Below are 21,254 nucleotides of genomic sequence, written 5' to 3'. Positions count from 1 at the left end.
TCGTCGACCATGTCGCACTTGTTCAGGAACACGATGATGTAGGGAACACCCACCTGGCGGGCCAGCAGGATGTGCTCGCGGGTCTGGGGCATGGGGCCGTCAGCAGCGGAGCAGACCAGGATAGCGCCGTCCATCTGGGCAGCGCCGGTGATCATGTTCTTCACATAGTCGGCGTGTCCGGGGCAGTCGACGTGGGCGTAGTGGCGGTTGGCCGTTTCGTATTCCACGTGGGCGGTGTTGATGGTGATACCGCGGGCCTTTTCTTCAGGAGCCGCGTCGATCTGGTCGTAGCCCTTGGCTTCGCCGCCGAACTTGGTTGCCAGCACGGTGGTGATGGCTGCCGTCAGCGTGGTCTTGCCGTGGTCAACGTGACCAATGGTGCCCACGTTGACGTGGGGCTTGGTACGCGTGAATTTTTCTTTTCCCATTTTTCAATTCTCCAAAGAGCAATGTTCCGTGTATTGCTTTAACGTCTGCACGGTGTTGCGGATTCACCCCGCACGGACACAGGGTGGCACACCGTCGCAGACAACTTGAGATTACTTGGCGCGTGCAGCCATGATGGCTTCGGACACATTGCGCGGGGCTTCCGCGTAGTGCTTGAATTCCATCGTGTAGGTGGCACGGCCTTGCGACATGGAACGCAGGGTCGTGGAGTAGCCGAACATTTCGGACAGAGGCACTTCGGCCTTGATGGCCTTGCCGCCACCCACCATGTCGTCCATGCCCTGGACCATGCCACGGCGGGAGGACAGATCGCCCATCACGTTACCGGCGTAGTCTTCCGGCGTTTCCACTTCCACGGCCATCATGGGCTCCAGGATCACGGGGTTGGCCTTGCGGCACGCTTCCTTGAAACCGAAGATGGCAGCCATCTTGAACGCGTTTTCGTTCGAGTCCACGTCGTGGTAGGAACCGAAGGTCAAGGCCACCTTGACGTCCACCACCGGGTAGCCGGCGAGCACGCCCTGGTTCAGGGCTTCAACCACACCCTTTTCCACCGCGGGAATGAATTCGCGAGGAACCACGCCGCCCTTGATTTCGTCCAGGAACTCAAAGCCCTTGCCGGCTTCGTTGGGTTCGACACGGAACACCACGTGGCCGTACTGGCCCTTACCACCGGACTGGCGCACGAACTTGCCTTCCACATCGGACACACCCTTGCGGATGGTTTCGCGGTAGGCAACCTGGGGCTTGCCCACGTTGGCTTCCACGCCGAATTCGCGCTTCATGCGGTCCACAATGATTTCCAGGTGCAATTCGCCCTGGCCACCAATGATGGTCTGGCCGGATTCTTCGTCGGTCTGCACGCGGAAAGAAGGATCTTCCGCTGCCAGACGGGACAGAGCAATGCCCATTTTTTCCTGGTCGGCCTTGGTCTTGGGCTCCACCGCCTGGCGGATCACCGAGTCCGGGAACACCATGCGCTCCAGCGTGATCACGGCGTTGGGATCGCACAGGGTTTCACCCGTGGTCACATCCTTCAGGCCCACGCAGGCAGCGATGTCACCGGCGCGGATTTCGTCCACTTCTTCACGGTTGTTAGCGTGCATCTGCACGATACGGCCGATACGCTCTTTCTTGCCACGCACCGCGTTGTAGACAGTGTCGCCCTTCTTCAGAACGCCGGAGTACACGCGCACAAAGGTCAGCTGACCCACGAACGGATCGGTCATCAGCTTGAACGCCAACGCAGCAAACTTTTCGCCGTCGTCCGCCTTGCGGGTGACTTCCTTTTCGTCTTCGTCGAAGCCCTTGATGGCCTTCACATCCAGGGGAGAAGGCATCAGTTCAATGACCGCGTCGAGCATGCGCTGCACGCCCTTGTTCTTGAAGGCGGTACCGCACAGCATGGGCTGGATTTCGCCAGCAATGGTGCGGGCGCGCAGACCGGCGGTGATTTCCTCTTCGGTCAGGTCGCCCTCTTCCAGGTACTTGTTCATCAGCTCTTCGGAGGCTTCAGCGGCCGCTTCGACCATCTTCTCGCGCCATTCCTTGGCAACTGCCACGAGGTCGGCCGGAATTTCTTCGAAAGTGAACTTCATGCCCTGGGACGCTTCATCCCAAATGATGGCCTTCATCTTGCGCAGATCGACCACGCCAGTGAAGTTTTCTTCAGCACCAATCGGCACCACGATCGGCACGGGATTGGCCTTCAGGCGCAGCTTCATCTGGTCCACGACCTTGAAGAAGTTGGCGCCGGTGCGGTCCATCTTGTTCACAAAGGCCAGACGGGGCACCTTGTACTTGTTGGCCTGACGCCACACGGTTTCCGACTGGGGCTGCACGCCACCCACGGCGCAGTACACCATGCAGGCGCCGTCCAGCACGCGCATGGAACGCTCCACTTCAATCGTGAAGTCCACGTGTCCGGGGGTGTCGATGATGTTGATGCGGTGCTCAGGGAAGGAGGTGTCCATACCCTTCCAGAAACAGGTGGTCGCAGCGGATGTGATGGTGATACCACGTTCCTGTTCCTGCTCCATCCAGTCCATGGTGGCCGCGCCGTCGTGCACTTCACCAATCTTGTGGTTCACGCCGGTGTAGAAAAGAATACGCTCGGTAGTGGTGGTTTTACCGGCGTCGATGTGCGCAGAAATACCGATGTTGCGGTAGCGCTCAATGGGGGTAGTGCGGGCCATGATGGATCCTTGTGTGGTCTGTATCTTTAAACTGCCACCCGCACAACGCGACGTGGCGAGCGGCCTTGCTGCCAGAAGCGGCACCAGTGGCAGCGCACACGCGCCGCCACGGCCACAACACAGCAGAAGGCCGCGAGTTCCGTTTTAGAAACGGAAGTGGGAGAACGCCTTGTTGGCTTCTGCCATGCGGTGAACTTCGTCACGCTTCTTCATGGCGCCGCCACGGCCTTCGGTTGCTTCCAGCAACTCGTTGGCCAGACGCTGGGCCATGGACTTCTCACCGCGCTTGCGGGCCGCTTCCTTGATCCAGCGCATGGACAAAGCCAGGCGACGGACGGGACGCACCTCAACGGGCACCTGGTAGTTGGCACCACCCACGCGGCGGGACTTCACTTCCACCATGGGCTTGACGTTATTGATAGCCACGGTAAAGGCTTCAACCGGGTCTTTGTCCGGATGCTTCTTTTCGATCAGTTCCAGGGCGCCATAAATGATGCGCTCTGCAACTGCTTTTTTGCCGCCTTCCATGATCACGTTCATGAATTTGGACAGCTCGACATTGCCGAACTTGGGATCCGGCAGGATTTCACGTTTAGGGACTTCGCGACGACGTGGCATATTTCACCTCTTAATTGCTTCAGTTGGCATCTTTTCAGACACCGCGAAAGTTATCTAAAACTTCCACTTACTCGACCCACACCAACGATTTGGCGCTTCGGGTCACTTCGCTGCATCACCGCGCCACGCGGGAAACAGCACCGACTAACTGCTAAAAACCAGGGCTTATTTGGCCTTGGGCTTCTTCGCACCGTACTTGGAACGCGACTGCTTGCGGTCTTTCACGCCTTGCAAGTCCAGCGAACCGCGGACGATGTGATAACGCACACCGGGCAAGTCCTTGACACGACCGCCGCGAACCAGCACCACGCTGTGTTCCTGCAGGTTGTGGCCTTCACCGCCGATGTAGGAGATCACCTCAAAACCGTTGGTCAGGCGCACCTTGGCGACCTTACGCAGAGCGGAGTTAGGCTTCTTAGGCGTTGTGGTGTACACACGGGTGCACACACCGCGACGCTGCGGAGAGTTCTGCATCGCAGGACTCTTCGACTTGATGGTCTCGACCTCACGGCCTTGACGCACGAGTTGATTGATAGTTGGCATGAAAAACGTCCCTAAACGTTTGAATTAGTACGAAAACGTGAATCCCTTCGGAATTTCCGAAAAGCCTTCTAATGTACCAGAGGAAGGGTTTCCCCGCAACAGCATTCGCGTGCCAGGGCGGTTTCGGCCCAAGAAAGTCTGCAATCCGGCCCGCCGGCGCCCCGTTCAGGCGCTGATCAGCGAATCCACAGACGCACGGCGTCCCAGGCCCGACCCAGGATTCCCGCCTGGCCGACGGCCTCCAGCGCCAGCAGGGGCACATCCACCACCGGCTGGTCCGCCGCCAGCACCCGCAGCGTTCCCACCGGCTGCCCCTTGGCCAGGGGCGCCACCAGCGGCTCGGAACGCAAGACCTGGGTCTTGAGCTTGCCCGCGCTGCCATTGGGTACGGCCACCACGATCGCCTGGGGGCGCCCCAGCTTGACCGTGGACGACGTTCCCTTCCAGACGCCTGGCGTCACCACCGCCTGGTTGGCGTCAAACAGCTTGACCGCCTCAAACGCTGTGTAACCCCAGTTCAGCAGCTTCTGGGACTCGTTGGCCCGGGCGTTTTCGCTGTCAGCACCCAGCAGAACCGACAGCAGGCGGCGGCCACCCGGCGCACCCGCAACGCCCAGGTTGGGGAAATCGCGCTTGGCGGTTACCACCATGCAGTAGCCCGCTGCCTCCGTGTGGCCGGTTTTCAGGCCGTCCACAGTGGGGTCCCGGAACAGCAGCAGGTTGCGGTTGCTGTCATTGGCGGCCGGCGTGCCGGGATAGCGGTATTTCTTGATGGCATGCACGCCGACGTATTCGGGGAAGTCCGCCATCAGGCGCGACGCCAGGATGCTCAGGTCCCGCGCCGTGGTGACGTGCCCGGCCTCGGTCAGGCCTTCGGGGTTCTTGTAGCTGGTGGCTTTCATGCCCAGCACCTTGGCCTGGTCGTTCATCATCTGCACGAAACGCTCGGCCGTTCCGCCTACGCCCTCGGCCAGGGCCATGGTGGCGTCGTTGCCCGACTGCACGATCATGCCCTTGATCAGGTCTTCCACCGGCACCTGCATCTTGGGGTCGATGAACATGCGCGAACCGGGCATCTTCCAGGCCCGCTCGCTCACCGGCAGGGTCTGCTTCAGGTCCAGCTTCTTGCTGCGCAGGGCGTCATACACCAGGTAGGCAGTCATGAGCTTGGTCAGCGACGCCGGCTCCACCGGCATGTCCATCTCCTTGAACGCCAGGACCTGGTTGGACGTCACATCCAGCAACACGTAGGCCCGTGCGGCGATTTCCGGCGGCTGGGGTGTTTGTGCGGCAACCGAGAAGCAGACGGTGGCCAGAAGGGCGGCAAAAAATGATTTCATGGAATGGTGTGAAACACCGGCTCCCGAACGGGACCGGGTGGAGAAAGACACAGGGCGGTTAGACATCGGAAGCAGCAACGGCCGTCAGGTGGCGGACCGCCAGACTGCGCAAAAGGGGCAATTGTCCATGAAAGAAGTGGGCGACGCCAGGAATCACCGTGACCGGCAGCGTCTGGGGCCGCGCCCACGCCAGCACATCGGCCAGCGGCACGGTGTCGTCCTGCTCGCCGTGCAGCACCAGCGTGCGCGCGTGCAATTCGGAGGGCACCGGGGCCGCGGCAAACCGGGTGACGGCCGTGCCGACCAGCACCACAGCCTGCGGCGCCTGCTCTGGGCCTAGCGCGGCCACCGCCTGGCTGGTCACAAAAGCGCCAAAGGAGAAACCGGCCAGCGCCAGCGGCGCCACGCCCGCCGGTGATGCCGCGTGCGCCCGGCTGTGCGCCACCACGGCCAGCAGGTCCTGCAGCTCCCCGCGCCCCTCGTCGTAGGTGCCCTCGGAGGCGCCCACACCGCGGAAGTTGAAGCGCACTGCCTGCCAGCCGCACTGCACAAAGGCACGCGCCAGCGTCTGCACCACCTTGTTGTCCATGCTGCCGCCAAACAGGGGGTGCGGGTGGGCAATGACCGCCACCCCGCGCGCGACGGCGCCGTCGGGCAACAACGGTGCATCCGTCAGCACCTCGATGCGGCCCGCCGGGCCCTGCACAGCGCTGCGCACGGTCTGGGAATTCATAAGATTGCTACCGTTTTAATAGCTGCCTGCGCATAGTGCACGCCGGATACAGCCACTTTCTGTACCAAATTTCCGCTCAGCGCCCCAGGTGGGCGGGAACCCGCAAACGCTCCACCACCTGGCCGTTTTTCAGGTGCGATTCGACAATGTCGTCGATGTCTTGCTCGTCCACGTAGGTGTACCAGACCCCTTCCGGGTAGACCACCGCCACCGGCCCGGCCGCGCAGCGGTCCAGACAGCCGGCCTTGTTGACCCGCACCTGGCCCGGGCCAGCCAGCCCGGCCTCGCGCACCCGTTGCTTGCAGCGGTCGAACGCCGCCTGCGCGCCGTGTTGGGCGCAGCAGGCCTCCCCGTTCTTGCGCTCGTTAAGGCAAAAAAAGATGTGGCGCTGGAAATAGGGGGGAGCGGACTCGGTCATGGAGGGCATTTTAGGTTCTGGCATCGCGCTGCCAGATCAGCGACAGCACGTACCCCAGCGCGGCGAAGGGCCACAGCCAGCCCAGCCACTGCGCCAGACCATGGAACCGGATGAACCGGCCCTGCTCCCAGGCATGCAGGGTCTGGGCGAAATATGGGCTCTCCGGCGCCTGGTTCAGGATGCTCAGGTAAACGCCCAGCGCCAGCAGCAACACCGCCGCGCTGGCCCGCCAGGGCGCGAATGCCAGCGCCAGCGCCGCCAGCACCGCCATCACCATGCCCAGCTGGGCCGGCAAGCCCAGCCAGGCCCACGCATGCGAGGGCCCCCAGCTCAGGGCCGCCGACAGGGCAGACACCGCCACCCCCACGGCCAGCACCATCGGCACCAGCAAGAGACGGCGCAGGCGCACGCGGACGACACAAAAACCCAGCAGGCAGGGAATCAGCAGCCCCAGCATGACGCACACCATCTCGGCACCGGGGACCAGCGGCTCCAGCGGCCCGTCCCGCACAGGAATCCAGCCCAGAAACGGAGTGTCCACCAGTTCGGTGGCAACCAGCTCCTCCAGCCGCTCCAGCACCTGTCCCAGCCCGAAGGGCACCGCCGCCGGAAACAGCAAGGCCAGCGGCCAGGTGCCCAGCAACACGATGCCGCCGCGCGAATGGGGGACGAACCAGCGGGCGCGAATCCGGCTCCAGCGGTCGATCGCACCCCATTTTTCCAGTATGTGAACCGTGATGGCGCCCACGCAGGCCCCCAGCGTGTCCAGGGCCAGGTCTTCCTTGGACGGGACACGCGCCGGCAGGTAGCTTTGCAGCGTCTCCATGGAAAACGCTAGCAGACCGCTCAGCAGGACGGCCCCCAGCACCGCATGCCGCATCCGCCCGGTGCGCAGGGCGCTCAAGGTCAACAGCCCGCCCAGCGGAATGTAGCCCAGCACGTTGATGGTGACATCAAACCCGGTCCAGTAACGCGGCAGTGGCGCGCTCAGGAACGTCCAGGGGGCTATGCCCTGGTCGCGCCAATCGGCAAACGGATACAGGCTGGCGTACAGGATCAGGCCGACATACAACAGCGTGAGGGGCCAGGCTGCCGTCTTGTGCATGCCAGACCTCCCTTAAAAGGGTTTGACCACCACCAGAACGACGGCCACCGCCAGCAAGATCACCGGAATTTCATTGAACCAGCGGAACCACACATGGCTGCGCGCCACAGCCTGGGCCTCGAACCGCTTGAGCATCACGCCGCAGGCATGGTGGTAGCCCAGCACCAGCAGCACCACGCCCAGTTTGGCGTGCAGCCAGCCGTTACCCGCACCGCGCCCGATGCCGTACCCCAGCCACAACCACAGGCCCAGACCCACGGCGGGCACGGCCAGCATCGTGGTAAAGCGCATGAGCTTGCGCGCCATCAGCAGCAGGCGCGCGCGCTCGGCGTCGGAGTCGGCCGGCACCATGGCCAGGTTCACAAAGATGCGGGGCAGGTAGAACAGGCCCGCGAACCAGCTGGCAACGAAAACGATATGGAAGGATTTGACCCAGAGCATGGCTGTGAGTGTAGTCGGACCCACGCGACCCCACCGGTTTGCCCGGGGCAAAAAAAACCCCAGCACAGGGCTGGGGTGGTAAGCCTATTTGCTGTCACACATCAAGGCCCCGCTCAGGGAGGAAAAGCGGGAGGTAGCAAGCTACCCGGGGCCGAATTTAACAAGGTTACCGTTCAGTGACAAGCGCATATTTCGAATACCCCCTTGCAAACGAATGGTATTTGCCACGGCTTGCGGCAGCAACCCGACAGTGGTCTGGCGGAATCAGGCACAATTTTCCCCATGACCCCATACGCCCCCTACCCCCTTGGCCGCCCCCGGCGCCTGCGCCGCGACAGTTTCACCCGCAACCTGGTGCGCGAGAACACCCTCACCGCCCACGACCTGATCTACCCGGTCTTTGTCGTGGACGGCAAGAATCAGCGCGTGCCCATTGCCTCCATGCCCGGCGTGGAGCGCCTGAGCCTGGACTTGCTGCTGCCGGTGGCCGAGGAGTGCGTGAAGCTGGAGATTCCGGTGATGGCGCTGTTTCCCGTCATCGACCAGTCGCTCAAGGACTACGACGGCTCCGAAGCACTGAACCCCGACGGCCTGGTGCCCCGGGTGGTGCGCGCGCTGAAGAAGGAATTTCCCGACCTGGGCGTAATGACCGACGTGGCGCTGGACCCCTTCACCAGCCACGGCCAGGACGGCCTGCCCGACAAGCGCCCCGAGGAAAACGGCTACATCGTGAATGAAGCGACTGTGGCCATGCTGGTGAAACAGGCCATGACCCAGGCCGATGCCGGCGTCGACATCGTCGCCCCCAGCGACATGATGGACGGGCGCATTGCCGCCATCCGCACCGCGCTGGAGGCCAAGGGCCACATCCACACCCGCATCATGGCCTACAGCGCCAAGTACGCCAGCGCCTTCTACGGCCCGTTCCGCGACGCCGTGGGCTCGGCCAGCAACCTGGGCAAGGGCAACAAGAAAACCTACCAGATGGACCCGGCCAACACCGACGAAGCCCTGCGCGAAGTCGCCATGGACATTGCCGAGGGCGCCGACATGGTCATGGTCAAGCCCGGCATGCCCTACCTGGACGTGGTGCGCCGCGTGAAGGACGAATTCAAGGTCCCGACCTTCGCCTACCAAGTCAGCGGCGAATACGCCATGCTGAAGGCGGCCGCCCAGAACGGCTGGCTCGACCACGACGCCGTGATGCTGGAGAGCCTGCTGGCCTTCAAGCGCGCCGGCGCCGACGGCGTGCTGACCTATTTTGCCCGCGACGCCGCCAGATTGCTGCAAAAAGAATAGCAATGTACGCAGCAAACACGGCCTCCATGACCGTATTTGCTGTCAAAACAGACCCACCCCATCCCACCCAGGCCGCCATGCGCATCTTCCACATCCAGCACAGCAGCGTGACCGAAAGCCCGGCGCTGGAGGATCTGGCCCAGCTCGCGCTCCCGACCCAGGGCTACATATGGCTGTCCTGTTCCCGCCAGGCGTTTGAACGCGGGGTGGCCCCGATCCAGGCCATGCTGCAGAAGCTGTGCGGCGTGCAATTGGTGGACCTGCACATCTCCGACCTGCTCAACGCCCAGCTGCCCTCGCACTACGACTACACCTCGCAGTACGACCTGCTGGTATTCCGGCGGCTGGCGGCCGGCCACAGCCCCACCGAAGCCCGGCCCCCGCACCCACCGCTGCGCGTGCCGCCGCGCGGCGGCCCGCCCATCCTGCGCCGCATCGACACCAGCCCGGTCGGCTTTGCCCTCTTTGACCGCGTGCTGCTCACCGTCCACCCCAGCGACTGCGCCGTGCGCGACACCTACGCGGCCAAGCTGCTGCAGGCGGCCAGCGCCGAGTCCCGTGCGGCCGGTGCGCGCCTGCCGCTGAGCCCGGCCGACCTGATGCTGCGCGTGATCAACCAGATGGTCGATGGTTTCCTCGAACTGCGCCGCGAGCTGACGCACCAACTGGACCACTGGCAGGCCGAGCTGCTCAACCCCAAGACCCGTTTCAACAACTGGGCCGCCCTGCTGGATGCGCGGCTCTCGCTGCACAACCTGGACGAAATCTGCGAAGACCAGCGCGCGGCGATCCAGGACTGGATTGAGGCCGTCAAGACCTGGCCGGACGCCACCACCCCGGCCGGCCAGCGCGAGCGCGACCTGCTGCAGGTGCGTTCGCGCGACGTACTGGAGCACATCGAACGCGTGGTGCACCATGTGCGCCGCCTGGAACAGAGCGCCGAGACGGCGGTACAGATGCACTTCAGCGTGCAGGGCAGCCGCACCAACGACATCATGCGCACGCTCACCGTGCTGACGGCCATCTTCCTGCCGCTCAACCTGATCACCGGTTTCTTTGGCATGAACTTCGATGCCCTGCCGCTAATCCACCAGCAAAGCGGCCTGTGGCTGGCGATCGGGTTCATGGTGGCCATCGCCATCGGCCTGGTGGTGCTGTTCTGGCGCAAGCGCTACCTGGCACGCAGCGGCCGCTGAATCCGACCATGCCCCCTGTTCACGCAGGCCCGACAGGCATACGATGCGGATCAGGTGACTGGGCGCCCCCAGGCCGCAGTGACCCGCTGACATTTCCTTCAACCCTGTCTGGAGAACGCCATGTCCAAAGTCCTCGTGCTCTACTATTCCACCTACGGCCACATTGAAACCATGGCCCAGGCCGTCGCCGAAGGCGCACGCGCCGCCGGCGCGACCGTGACCGTCAAGCGCGTGCCCGAGACCGTCCCGGCGGACATTGCCAAGACCGCGCATTTCAAGCTCGACCAGGCGGCCCCCGTTGCCACCGTTGCCGAACTGGAGCACTACGACGCCATCATCGTCGGCTGCCCCACCCGTTTCGGCCGCATGCCCGGGCAGATGGCTGCCTTTCTCGACCAGGCCGGCGGTCTGTGGGCCCGTGGCGCCCTCAATGGCAAGGTGGGCGGTGCCTTCACCTCCACCGCCACCCAGCACGGCGGTCAGGAAGCCACCCTGTTTTCCATCATCGCCAACCTGCTGCACTTCGGCATGACCATCGTCGGCCTGCCCTATAGCCACGCCGGCCAGATGTCACTGGACGAAATCGTGGGCGGCAGCCCCTACGGCGCCACCACCATTGCCGGCGGACAGGGCCAGCGCCAGCCCAGTACCATCGACCTCGACGGTGCGCGCCACCAGGGCCAGCTCATAGGCGCCACGGCCAACAAGCTGTTCGGCAACTGAGGCATCGGCCACCGGCGGTGGCGCTTTCCAGGAGGTTTCCATGCACACCATCATTCCCAGACCGTCGGACCTTGGCGACGGCTTCATGGTGCGCCGGGCCCTGCCGGCGGCGATGCAGCGCGCGGTCGGCCCTTTTGTGTTTCTCGACGAGATGGGGCCGGCCCAGTTCGAGCCGGGTCACGGGCTGGATGTGCGGCCCCACCCGCACATCGGCCTGGCCACCGTCACCTACCTCTTCGAGGGCGAGATCCTGCACCGCGACAGCCTGGGAACCGTCGTCCCCATCCGCCCGGGCGACGTCAACTGGATGACGGCCGGGCGCGGCATCGTGCACTCCGAGCGCACCCCCCCGGAGTTGCGGGCCACCGGCTCGCGCCTGTGGGGCCTTCAGTTCTGGGTGGCGCTGCCCGTCGAACAGGAGGCCTGCGACCCGTCCTTTTCCCACCACGACGCCAGCGCATTGCCGCAAACCCGGCTCGGCGGCGCCCGCCTGCGCCTGGTGGCCGGCAGCGCCTACGGCCTACGCTCGCCGGTGCGAGCCCCCTCGCCGCTGTTCCTGCTGGACGTGCACCTGGCACCCGGCGCCCACCTGGAGCTGGAAGACCGCCATGCCGAACGCGCCGCCTACGTGGTGGAAGGCACCGTGCGCACCGAAGACGGCGGGCAGACCTGCACGGCCGGGCACCTGCTGGTGTTCGACCCGGGCGCCCCCGTGCTGCTGGAAGCCGGCGACGCGGGCGCACGCTGCGTGCTGTTCGGCGGCAGTGCCCTGGATGCCCCCCGCTTCCTGTGGTGGAACTTCGTCTCCAGCCAGCGCGAGCGCATCGCCGACGCCAAGGCGCGCTGGGCAGCACAGACCTTCGCCTCCGTTGCGGGCGAGACCGATTTCGTGCCGCTGCCCCCGGAGCGGCCGCCGCCGCCGGCATGAACCCGCGGCGCAGCACCGGGCACCCTTGGTGTATCGTTGCTGCATGAACCCCATCGTCCTGATTACCGGCGGCTCACGCGGCATTGGCGCGGCCACCGCGCTGCTGGCCGCGCAGCACGGCTATGCCGTGGCCGTGAACTACGCCCACCACTCGCTCGCCGCCGACGAGGTGGTGCGCCAGATCCGCGCCGCGGGCGGCACCGCCATCACCGTGCAGGCCGATGTGGCCGTCGAAGCCCAGGTCATGGCCATGTTCGACAAGGTGGATGCCAAACTGGGCACCCTGTCCTGCCTGGTCAACAACGCCGGCGTGGTGGACCAGTCGGCGCGGCTGGACGCCATGGATGGGGCGCGGCTGCAGCGCATGTTCGCCACCAACGTGCTGGGGTCGCTGGTCTGTGCGCGCGAAGCGGTCCGGCGCATGAGCACCCGCCACGGCGGCGCCGGCGGCAACATCATCAACCTCTCCAGTGCGGCGGCGCGCACCGGCGGCGCCGGCCAGTATGTGGACTACGCCGCGTCCAAGGGCGCCATCGACACCTTCACCGCGGGCCTGGCCCGCGAAGTGGCCGCCGAAGGCATCCGCGTGAACGCGGTGCGTCCCGGCATCATCGAAACCGACATCCACGCCAGCGGCGGCCAGCCCGACCGCGCCCGCCAGATGGCGCCCCAGATTCCCCTGCAGCGCGCCGGCACCGCGCAGGAGGTGGCGCAGGCCATCCTGTGGCTGATGTCCGATGCCGCCAGCTACACCACCGGCGCCGTGCTGGACGTCACCGGCGGGCGCTGAACAGGATCACCCCATGGAATTCAAACCCCTCGTCACCCTGCTGGCCATCGTGAACCCGATGGCCATCGTGCCCTTCTTCATTCACTACACCGAGGGGTTCTCGCGCGAGCAACGCCGGCGCACCATCCTGATTTCGGCCTTCAGCTGCTTCGTGGTGATTGCCATCAGCGCCCTGGCCGGTCTGCACATCCTCGATTTCTTTGGCATCTCGCTGGCGAGTTTCCAGGTCGGCGGTGGCATGCTGCTGCTGACCTCCTCCCTCAACATGCTCAACGCCCAGCCGGCCGAGGCCAAGACCACCTCCCACGAGCTGGAAGACGGTGCCGAGAAAGCCGCCCGCGGCGCCAGCATTGCCGTGGTGCCGCTGACCATACCCCTGCTCACCGGCCCGGCCACCATGTCCACCGTGGTGATTTACGCCGAGAAGGCCAAGACCTTCTGGCAGATGACCTCGCTGGTGGGCTACGGCGTGGTGGTGGCGCTGGCCACGGCCCTGTGCTTTGCGCTGGCGGCCCCCATTGCCCGGGTGCTGGGCAAGACCGGCATCAACGTGATGACCCGACTGATGGGCCTGATCCTGGCGGCGCTGGCGGTGGAGGTGATGTCGGACGGGCTGGTCAAGCTGTTCCCCGGATTGGGGCACTGAAGCCGTCCGCCGGAGCGCTTATTTTTTGGGCGCGGCTTCTACCTGCTGCACCCACTGCTCCAGTTCCTGCAGGACGGCATCGGTGGCCACGGTCAGGGCCCGCACCCCACCCGCCGCATCGGCGCTGGCAGAGGGCCGCTGCACCACGAAACTGCGCTGGGCCACCAGCTGTTCGCCGCCGGCGCTGTCCTCGCCCAGCGTGGCACGCAGGCGCACCAGGCCGCTGCTGCGGTCGGCCGCTTCAAACAGCTGGCTGAACTCTTCGAGCTCCACGTGCAGCGTCATCACGTTGCCCGGCGCCGAAACCCCCTGCACCGGGTTGAGCACTATGCGGCGCTGCCCCAGCTGCTCGCGCATGCGCTGGCGCAGCAACTGGGCCGGCGGCATGCTCCAGCGGGCCAGGGCATAGGGGCGCAGCTGCTGCGTATCGCTGTAGGCCAGGCGGTACAGCACGGCCGTTCCGTCCAGGGCACCGGGCGCCTCCACATCGGCCAGCACCAGTGCCGGCGGGCTGGCCTGCCGGCTGGCCACCACCGGCGCCAGTGCACCTGGACCAAAGTCGTACACCACCGCACGCGCCGGAGGCTGCAGCGACGAACAGGCAACCAGACCCCACGTTAGCGCACCCAACAGGATTGAAACCTTCAAGATATGCGCGTAAACAGCTATTATTTTCATAGCACCCTTCAAGACAAAAAACGGCCCGCTGCCACCACCCGACCCGCCACCGTCGCTCACCGGCTGCCCGGCGCCACGAAACCGGCTTCGCCCGGGCCGGGCGCCGCGGCACCCCGGCCCAGTATCAGCGACTGCGGGTTCTCGCTGACCGTGTCGGCCACACGGCCCACCTGGCGCACCGTGCGCACCGTCTCCTCGGCGGCGCGGTTCAGGCGCGGCACCAGGGTGTCCGTGCTCTGGGAAATCTTGTCCAGGGTGCCGCCGGGCGCGTTCATGCGGGCCGACATGCCCTTGAACGCATCGGCCGAGGTGCGCACGGCATCGGCGCTCTGGCTCAACCGCTCGGACGTTGTCTTCATGCTCTTCAGTGTTTCACTGGCATCCTCCACCAGCACCCGGTCCGCCCGCTGGGTGAGCTGGTTGATGCTGGCAGCGGCCTGACCCATGTTGGCCACGGCGTCCATCAGCGCCTTGCGGTTTTGCTCCGCCAGCAGCAGGTTCACCCGCTGACTGGCTTCGTCCATCTGGGTCAGCAGGTTGGCGCCCTGGTCCGACAGGCGGGAGAACATGCCGGGGCGCATGGGGATGCGGGCCGGGTGCGCGGCGTCGCTGGCCAGCACCTCCCGGGATTCCCCGGTGTCGTTGAGCTGGATGAACGCCAGCCCTGTCACGCCCTGAAAGCCCAGCGAGGCAAAGGTGGACGGGGTAATGGGCGCATTGTCCGTGACCGCGATGCGCACCAGCACGTGGCCGCTCGCCTCCGGGTCCAGACCGATGGCCGTCACCCGCCCCACCGGAACGCCCTTGTAACGCACCCCCGCCTGCGGCTGCAGGCCGGTGACGCCCTCGCGGCTGGAAATTTCAAACACGCGGTACTCGGTGCTGTCGCGCGTCAGCCAGACCGCCAGCGCCACCAGCAGGGCACTCACGAGCAGCAGGAAGATTCCGGCGGCCAGAGCATGCGATTTGTTTTCCATAAGGTTCTCTTTCTACACGCCATCCGGGGCCGCGTGCAACAGCGCCATCGCGCGGCGCCCGCGCGGGCCCAGAAAAAAATGCCGCACGAAGGGATGGTCAAACGCCATCACCTCCCGCGGTGATCCCGACACAATGATCTGCTTGTCCGCCACCACGGCCACACGGGTACTGAGCTCGTAGATGGTGTCCAGGTCGTGCGTCACCATGACCACCGTCAGGCCAAGCTCCCGGTGCAGCGAACGCAGCAGGGTGCAGAACGCGTCGGCCCGGTCCGGATCCAGCCCGGCCGTGGGTTCGTCCAGCAACAGCAGCGGCGGGTCCATGATCAGTGCGCGCGCCAGTGCCACGCGTTTGACCATGCCACCCGACAGGTCGGCCGGCATCTTGTGGGCATGCTCCGGGTCCAGCCCCACCATCTGCATCTTGACCAGGACGGCGTCGCGCACCAGGTCTTCCGGCAGATTGCGCAGCTCCCGCAGCGGGAAGGCAATGTTCTCCAGCACCGTGAACGCCGAAAACAGGGCCCCGTGCTGGAACAGCATGCCCACCCGGCTGGCCGCCCCCGTGCGCCCCAGCTCGGCCGCCGGATGACCCAGCACCGTGACGCTGCCACGTGTGGGGGTCTCCAGCCCCAGTATCTGGCGCAGCAGGACGGTCTTGCCACCGCCCGATCCGCCCACAAGGGACAGCAGCTCGCCCCGGGCGATGGTGAGATCCAGGTCCTGGTGGACCACGGCGTCCGTGCCCTCGGTGCGGAACACCGTCCACAGGTTGCGGACCTCGACCACGGCCGGCGCATGGGCGGACTTGGGTGTGTTGCTCATATGCCCACGTCCTTGCACACAATGGCAAACAGCGCGTCCACCAGGATGACCATGGTGATGGAGGTGACCACCGATGCCGTGGTGCCCTCGCCCAGGCTTTGGGTGTTGGGTTTCACGCGCAGCCCGTAATGGCAACCGATCAGGGCAATCAGCAGCCCGAACACGGCCGACTTGCCCATGGCCAGCCACAGGTTGGCCACCTGCACGGCCTTGGGCAGCGCGCTGACGAAATACGCCGGGGTCAGACCCATGGTCAGGTCCGACGCCACCATGCCCCCCAGCAAGGCCGCCAGGGTGGTCCACACCGCCAGCAAGGGCATCGCCAGGGCCATGGCCACCGCACGGGGCATGACCAGACGGTAGCCCTTGGGAATGCCCATGACCCGCATGGCATCGAGTTCCTCGGTCACCCGCATCACGCCGATCTGCGCCGTGATGGCCGAGCCCGAGCGCCCCGCAATCAGGATGGCCGCCAGCACGGGCCCCAGCTCGCGGATCAGCGAAATGCCCAGGATGTTGACAATGAAGGTGTCGGCGCCGAACTGGCGCAGCTGCCGCGACATGAGGTAGGCCAGCACCACACCAATCAGGAACCCCACCAGGGCCGTGATGGGCAGGGCCGTGGCACCAATGCGGTACAGGTGCCCTGAAATGTCGCGCCACGGCCCCAAACGGGGTGCGCGCGCCAGGCGCAGCAGATCCAGCAGCAGCTGCCCCACCAGCCGCACCGCGGCGGCCACATGCCCCCCCACATGGTGCACCCAGGCCCCCAGGCGCAGGAACGCCTCCCCCAGCGTCAGGCGCCGGGGCGCCGGCGGCGTGACCGAAAAGCGGGCCACGCGCTCCAGCATGGCCCGTTGTCCCGCCAGCGCGTGCAAGGCACCGGGCCACTGGCGGCCCCAGGTGTTCCACAGGAGCTGCGCGCCGCTGTGGTCCAAGCGCTGCAGCGGACGCAGATCCCAGACACAGAAGGGCCCCGCCTTCTGCGCTTCGCGCAAGGCGGCCTGCACAGCCGTCCAGTGGGCCGGGGCGGCCAGCTGCGCGGCCGTCCAGTGCCCATGCAGCAGCACACACGGTCCGGCGGACGTGTGTTCGGACACAATGCGGGGTTGGATATCCTCCACGGAAGCCTGTCTTCTCAAAATAGGTATGGAGCGCATGGTACCCGCTGTAGCGGGGGCCGCGCACCGTCTTGGCGCAAACATTGCAAGCACACTACGTATCAGGAGCCCCCATGCAGACCCCCGCATCCCCCTTCACTTCATCGGCTGAATTGTCCGTCGAGCAACGCGGCCCCGTGTTGTGGCTCACCATCACCCGGGAAGAGCGGCGCAACGCCATGAGCCACACGGTGCTGGCCGGCATGGTCCAGGCGATCCAGGCCGCGCAGGGGCAGCGCACCATCCGCGCCATCGTCATCACCGGCGCTGGCAGCAAGGCGTTTTGCGCCGGCGCCGATCTGCAGTCGGCCAAGGCCTTCACCACCGACTACTCCGAACCCCACGGCCACCTGGCCCAGGTGCTGCGCGTGGCCAAGGCCAGCACCGTGCCGTTGATCGCCCGCGTCAACGGTGCCTGCATGGCCGGCGGCATGGGCCTGATGAGCATGTGCGACATGGCCGTGGCGGCCAGCCATGCCGTGTTCGGCCTGCCCGAAGTGAAGGTAGGCGTGTTCCCGGCGCAGGTGCTGAGCGTGCTGCAGCACCTGATTCCCCGGCGCAAGCTGGCCGAGATGTGCCTGACCGGCGAGCCCATCACATCCGCCCAGGCGCTGGAATACAACCTGGTGAACTATGTGGACGACGACGTGGACGCCAAACTGCAGTGGCTGCTGGAGCGCCTCTTGGACAAGTCCCCCGCCGCCATCCGCCGCGGCCTGTACACCATGAAAAAGGCCGAGGCCATGTCGTTCGAGGAGAGCATGTCCTTCACCGAAAGCCAGATCGCCCTGTTCACCCTGACCGAGGACGCCAAGGAAGGCCAGAAGGCCTTTCAGGAAAAACGCAAGCCGGTCTGGCAAGGGCAGTAAGCGCTCCGCTACACGGTGGGCACCACGCGCACGTGGGCCTGCTGCAGCGCCTTGTAGACACGGATGCGCCGCGCCAGCGGCCACCAGTCGTACAGAAAGATTTGCAGGGGGCGCCACATGGCCACCCAGCCGACGATGGTCAGGCTTTCGCGCGCAATGGTGGCCGCCGTGCTGGAGCCCGGGCGCCCGATGGCGTCGGCGGCCAGCAGGCACAGCGTCACAAAGGCCAGGCCGATGAACAGGCTGGCGCGGCCCTGCCGCAGCAGCTCTTGCAACTCCGCGCGCACCAGGCCAGCCTTGTAGTCAAAGTAGTTGTGGATAGCCTCGGCCACCAGTGCGCCCGGGTCGCCTTCGGCGGGCGGGCTCGCCAGGTGGACGGTGATGTGCAGCCGGCAGCCGGGTGCAAACCCCATGGCCCAGGTCTCGATGAAGGCTTCGGCCTCGCGGTCCAGATCCTTGTTGAGAAAGGGCGTGGGGTCGAGCGAGTTGAACATTTGCCCCAGTTCGCGCACGCGCAATTCCAGGTGGTGAATGGGCGTGGAGCGGGTCTTCTTCATACGGCATCCATGGCAACGGTGTGGTCGTTCTGGCGACGGGCGCGGCGCCAGGCTTTCTCCACTTCGGTCGCCCCCCACACCACGGCGGCGGCACCCAGGCACACGGCCAGTTCCGCCAGGCTCAGCGGCTGGGTCTTGAAGATGGGATTGAGCACCGGCACGTAGATGGTGGCCATCTGCAGCGCAAAGGTCAGCAGCACGGCGCCCAGCAGGGGCCGGTTGCTGGCAATGCCGATGCGCCACAGCGGGTCCTGCTCGGAGCGTATGCCCATCACATGGGCCATCTGGCCCAGCGTCAGCACGGTGAAGACCATGGTTTGCCAATGGGTGTGCCCGGTGGAAATGGCCCAGGCCTGCACCCCCAGGCACAAGCCCGCCAGCAGCAGGCCGATGCCCAGGATGTGCTGCCACAGGCCATGGGCGAACAGGCTCTCGCCGGGCGGCCGGGGTGGGCGCTGCATGACGCCACGCTCGGCCGGCTCGGCCGCCAGCGCCAGCCCCGGCAGACCATCGGTGACCAGATTGACCCACAGGATGTGGATGGGCAGCAGCGGAATCGGCAGCAGCAGCAAGGGCGCCAGAAAAATGGTCCAGATCTCGCCCGAGTTGCCGGTCATGGCGTAGCGCACGAACTTGCGGATGTTGTCGTAGATGCGCCGCCCCTCGCGCACGGCGCCGACAATGGTGGCGAAGTTGTCGTCCAGCAGCACCAGGCTGGCGGCCTCGCGCGCCACATCGGTCCCGCCCCGGCCCATGGCAATGCCGATGTCGGCGCGTTTGAGGGCGGGCGCATCGTTGACGCCGTCCCCCGTCATGGCCACGAACTCGCCCAGCGACTGCAGGGCTTCGACGATGCGGATTTTCTGCGCCGGATCCACCCGCGCGTAGATGCGCACACTGCGCACCTGGGCACGCAAGGCCGCGTCGTCCAGCGTCGCCAGATCCGCTCCCGTCAGCACCGGCGCCGGCGCCGCGCCCACGATACCCAGACGACAGGCAATGGCCTGCGCCGTGGCCGGGTGGTCGCCGGTGATCATCACCGGCGCAATGCCCGCGGCCAGGCATTCACGCACCGCCTGCGCCGCCTCGGCCCGCGGCGGGTCCATCAGTCCCACCAGCCCCAGCAGACACAGGCCGCTTTCCACGGCCTCGATTTCGCCTCCGGCCTCGGGCAGGTGTTCGTAGCTGCGCCGGGCCACTGCCAGCACCCGCAGGCCCTGCGCCGCCATGTCTTCGGCGCGCGCCAGCCAGGCCTGGTGGTCCGTGGCGGAAGGCCCCCCTGCCGCCGCTTCGCGCCAGACCGACGTGCACAGGGGAATGACCGATTCGGGCGCACCCTTGGTGTAGGCCACGTAGCCCTGCGACGTGCGGTGGAAGGTGCTCATGCGCTTGCGCACCGCATCAAACGGCTGCTCCAGCACACGCGGCCACCGGGCATCCAGAGCCGCCTTGTCGAACCCCGCGGCGGCGGCCACGTCGGTCAGCGCGGTTTCGGTGGGGTCGCCCATCCAGCGGCCGTCCGGCGCCCGGCGGGCGTCGTTGCACAGGGCGCCCGCACGCAGGAGTTCGGCGTGGGCCGCATCCGGCAGTTCCGCGCCGGCGGTCCAGGTGGAACACCCTGCCGCGGGATCGCCCACCGCCAGGCATTCGGCCTGCATGCGGTTTTGCGTCAGCGTGCCGGTCTTGTCCGAGCAGATGACTGTCACCGAGCCCAGGGTCTCCACAGACGGCAGGCGGCGGATCAGCGCATGGAAGGCCACCATCTTGCGTGCCCCCAACGCCAGTAGCACCGTCACCACGGCGGGCAACGCCTCGGGAATGGCCGCCACCGCCAGGCTCACAGCCAGCAGCACCATCTGCAGGGGCGACTCGCCACGCAGCACCCCCACCGCAAAGATCACGGCACAGATGCCCAGCACCGCCAGCGCCACCCGCTTGCCGAACGCGGCCAGTCGCCGCTGCAGCGGCGTGCTGCGCTCGACCGTCTGCTCCAGCAGGCCGGCCACCTTACCCAGTTCGGTCGTCACGCCGGTGGCCACCACCAGCCCGCGACCACGGCCGTGCGTCGCGGTGGTGCCCTTGAAGGCCATGTTGAGCCGGTCGCCCAGCGCGTGTGCCGCGCCGCGCAGGACGCCCGCATGCTTGTCCACCGTGACCGACTCGCCCGTGAGCGCCGATTCATCCACCCGCAGCTGCGCAATCTCGATCAGCCGCAAATCGGCGGGCACCTGGTTGCCGGCCTCCAGCAGCACGATGTCCCCCGGCACCAGCGCCTGCGCGGGCACCTGCTGCACCTGCCCACCGCGCAGTACCGCGGCCTGCGCCGCGGCCAGGCGCTGCAGCGCCGCCAGCGCCTGGTCGGCACGCCAGGCCTGCAACAACCCCACGGTGGCATTGAGCAGCACAATGACCAGGATCACCAGGGTATCCACCCGCTCGCCCATGACCCCCGAGATGAGCGCCGCCGCCACCAGCACCAGGATCATGACGTCGCGGAACTGGTCCGCCAGCAGGGCCCACAGGCTGCGACTCGCCGTGGTGGGCAGGGCGTTGGCGCCGTACTGCAGGGTGCGCTGGGCAACCTGGTGTTCCTGCAGGCCGTTGGCCGGATCCACGCCGTGCGCATGGACGAGTTCATGCACCTCCCGCAGATGCCAATCGGCAGAAGACGGCGCCGGTGAGGGTACGGGATTGCTCGCCATGCGGGTGTTCAGGTCAGTAGTGAAGAGAAGGCGCGCCGCCCTGCGGCGGCTGGCATCAACAGGT

22 protein-coding genes are annotated in these 21,254 nt (G+C 66.1%); 7 read left to right on the top strand and 15 right to left on the bottom strand.

Annotation, left to right across the window (positions count from 1 at the left end):
* The 9 genes from AC1Q5W_RS16155 to AC1Q5W_RS16115 form a co-directional block, all read right to left on the bottom strand.
* The coding region (locus tag AC1Q5W_RS16155) for a GTP-binding protein (protein WP_492704260.1) at positions 1 to 428 on the bottom strand (428 nt) is incomplete at its 3' end.
* A 111-nt stretch (positions 429 to 539) separates the two neighbouring features.
* A complete protein-coding gene (fusA, locus tag AC1Q5W_RS16150) occupies positions 540 to 2,642 on the bottom strand; it encodes an elongation factor G (protein ID WP_492644718.1) in 2,103 nt (700 codons plus the stop codon).
* A gap of 144 nt (positions 2,643 to 2,786) precedes the next feature.
* Positions 2,787 to 3,260, bottom strand: a complete 474-nt coding sequence (rpsG, locus tag AC1Q5W_RS16145; RefSeq protein ID WP_209393191.1) for a 30S ribosomal protein S7 — start codon at positions 3,258 to 3,260, stop codon at positions 2,787 to 2,789.
* 165 nt (positions 3,261 to 3,425) lie between these two features.
* Positions 3,426 to 3,803, bottom strand: coding sequence for a 30S ribosomal protein S12 (gene rpsL / locus AC1Q5W_RS16140; RefSeq protein WP_011466063.1), 378 nt, complete (start codon positions 3,801 to 3,803; stop codon positions 3,426 to 3,428).
* 176 nt (positions 3,804 to 3,979) lie between these two features.
* Entirely contained in the window at positions 3,980 to 5,143 is a 1,164-nt protein-coding gene (locus tag AC1Q5W_RS16135; protein ID WP_492644717.1) for a D-alanyl-D-alanine carboxypeptidase family protein, read from the bottom strand.
* 58 nt (positions 5,144 to 5,201) lie between these two features.
* A complete protein-coding gene (locus AC1Q5W_RS16130) occupies positions 5,202 to 5,876 on the bottom strand; it encodes an alpha/beta hydrolase (protein ID WP_492644716.1) in 675 nt (224 codons plus the stop codon).
* 76 nt (positions 5,877 to 5,952) lie between these two features.
* Positions 5,953 to 6,303: a (2Fe-2S) ferredoxin domain-containing protein gene (locus AC1Q5W_RS16125; RefSeq protein WP_492646150.1), complete on the bottom strand. Its 351-nt coding sequence runs from the start codon at positions 6,301 to 6,303 to the stop codon at positions 5,953 to 5,955.
* A 1-nt stretch (position 6,304) separates the two neighbouring features.
* Positions 6,305 to 7,399, bottom strand: coding sequence for a VanZ family protein (locus AC1Q5W_RS16120; RefSeq protein WP_492644715.1), 1,095 nt, complete (start codon positions 7,397 to 7,399; stop codon positions 6,305 to 6,307).
* Between the two features lie 12 nt (positions 7,400 to 7,411).
* The gene (locus AC1Q5W_RS16115; RefSeq protein ID WP_492644714.1) at positions 7,412 to 7,840 is read right to left on the bottom strand and encodes a CopD family protein; all 429 of its coding nucleotides are present in this window, start codon (positions 7,838 to 7,840) and stop codon (positions 7,412 to 7,414) included.
* Between the two features lie 282 nt (positions 7,841 to 8,122).
* On the opposite strand from AC1Q5W_RS16115, the gene hemB reads away from it, so the two are divergent.
* The 6 genes from hemB (at position 8,123) to AC1Q5W_RS16085 (ending at position 13,422) form a co-directional block, all read left to right on the top strand.
* A complete protein-coding gene (gene hemB, locus AC1Q5W_RS16110; RefSeq protein WP_492644713.1) occupies positions 8,123 to 9,139 on the top strand; it encodes a porphobilinogen synthase in 1,017 nt (338 codons plus the stop codon).
* Between the two features lie 77 nt (positions 9,140 to 9,216).
* Positions 9,217 to 10,335 carry a magnesium transporter CorA family protein gene (locus tag AC1Q5W_RS16105; protein ID WP_492646149.1) on the top strand — a complete coding sequence of 373 codons (1,119 nt, stop codon included), beginning with the start codon at positions 9,217 to 9,219 and terminating at the stop codon, positions 10,333 to 10,335.
* A 120-nt stretch (positions 10,336 to 10,455) separates the two neighbouring features.
* Entirely contained in the window at positions 10,456 to 11,058 is a 603-nt protein-coding gene (wrbA, locus tag AC1Q5W_RS16100) for an NAD(P)H:quinone oxidoreductase (protein ID WP_492644712.1), read from the top strand.
* Between the two features lie 40 nt (positions 11,059 to 11,098).
* A complete protein-coding gene (locus AC1Q5W_RS16095; RefSeq protein ID WP_492644711.1) occupies positions 11,099 to 11,986 on the top strand; it encodes a pirin family protein in 888 nt (295 codons plus the stop codon).
* Between the two features lie 43 nt (positions 11,987 to 12,029).
* On the top strand, positions 12,030 to 12,776 hold the full coding sequence (locus tag AC1Q5W_RS16090; RefSeq protein ID WP_492644710.1) for an SDR family oxidoreductase: 747 nt from the start codon (positions 12,030 to 12,032) through the stop codon (positions 12,774 to 12,776).
* Between the two features lie 13 nt (positions 12,777 to 12,789).
* Positions 12,790 to 13,422 (top strand): MarC family protein, encoded by a 633-nt coding sequence (locus AC1Q5W_RS16085; RefSeq protein WP_492644709.1) that lies wholly within the window; start codon positions 12,790 to 12,792, stop codon positions 13,420 to 13,422.
* Between the two features lie 18 nt (positions 13,423 to 13,440).
* Here AC1Q5W_RS16085 and AC1Q5W_RS16080 read toward each other — a convergent pair whose 3' ends face one another.
* The 4 genes from AC1Q5W_RS16080 to AC1Q5W_RS16065 form a co-directional block, all read right to left on the bottom strand.
* A complete protein-coding gene (locus tag AC1Q5W_RS16080; protein ID WP_492704258.1) occupies positions 13,441 to 14,070 on the bottom strand; it encodes an ABC-type transport auxiliary lipoprotein family protein in 630 nt (209 codons plus the stop codon).
* Positions 14,071 to 14,156: 86 nt separating this feature from the next.
* A complete protein-coding gene (locus tag AC1Q5W_RS16075; RefSeq protein ID WP_492644707.1) occupies positions 14,157 to 15,077 on the bottom strand; it encodes an MlaD family protein in 921 nt (306 codons plus the stop codon).
* A 12-nt stretch (positions 15,078 to 15,089) separates the two neighbouring features.
* On the bottom strand, positions 15,090 to 15,902 hold the full coding sequence (locus AC1Q5W_RS16070; protein WP_492644706.1) for an ABC transporter ATP-binding protein: 813 nt from the start codon (positions 15,900 to 15,902) through the stop codon (positions 15,090 to 15,092).
* Positions 15,899 to 17,062: an MlaE family ABC transporter permease gene (locus AC1Q5W_RS16065; protein WP_492644705.1), complete on the bottom strand. Its 1,164-nt coding sequence runs from the start codon at positions 17,060 to 17,062 to the stop codon at positions 15,899 to 15,901. The genes AC1Q5W_RS16070 and AC1Q5W_RS16065 overlap by 4 nt, the downstream gene beginning before the upstream one ends.
* A gap of 74 nt (positions 17,063 to 17,136) precedes the next feature.
* On the opposite strand from AC1Q5W_RS16065, the gene AC1Q5W_RS16060 reads away from it, so the two are divergent.
* Positions 17,137 to 17,931, top strand: coding sequence for an enoyl-CoA hydratase/isomerase family protein (locus tag AC1Q5W_RS16060; RefSeq protein ID WP_492644704.1), 795 nt, complete (start codon positions 17,137 to 17,139; stop codon positions 17,929 to 17,931).
* A gap of 8 nt (positions 17,932 to 17,939) precedes the next feature.
* Here AC1Q5W_RS16060 and AC1Q5W_RS16055 read toward each other — a convergent pair whose 3' ends face one another.
* Together AC1Q5W_RS16055 and AC1Q5W_RS16050 are read right to left on the bottom strand one after the other, a co-directional pair.
* Positions 17,940 to 18,488, bottom strand: coding sequence for a hypothetical protein (locus AC1Q5W_RS16055; protein ID WP_492644703.1), 549 nt, complete (start codon positions 18,486 to 18,488; stop codon positions 17,940 to 17,942).
* Entirely contained in the window at positions 18,485 to 21,190 is a 2,706-nt protein-coding gene (locus AC1Q5W_RS16050) for a cation-translocating P-type ATPase (protein ID WP_492644702.1), read from the bottom strand. The genes AC1Q5W_RS16055 and AC1Q5W_RS16050 overlap by 4 nt, the downstream gene beginning before the upstream one ends.
* Between the last annotated feature and the right edge of the window lie 64 nt (positions 21,191 to 21,254).

It is taken from the genome of Rhodoferax sp. MLSD5-FHT05B10, from assembly GCF_058793415.1.
Note: the sequence above shows the minus strand (reverse complement) of the source record. Positions and strands in the feature narration are given on the sequence as shown.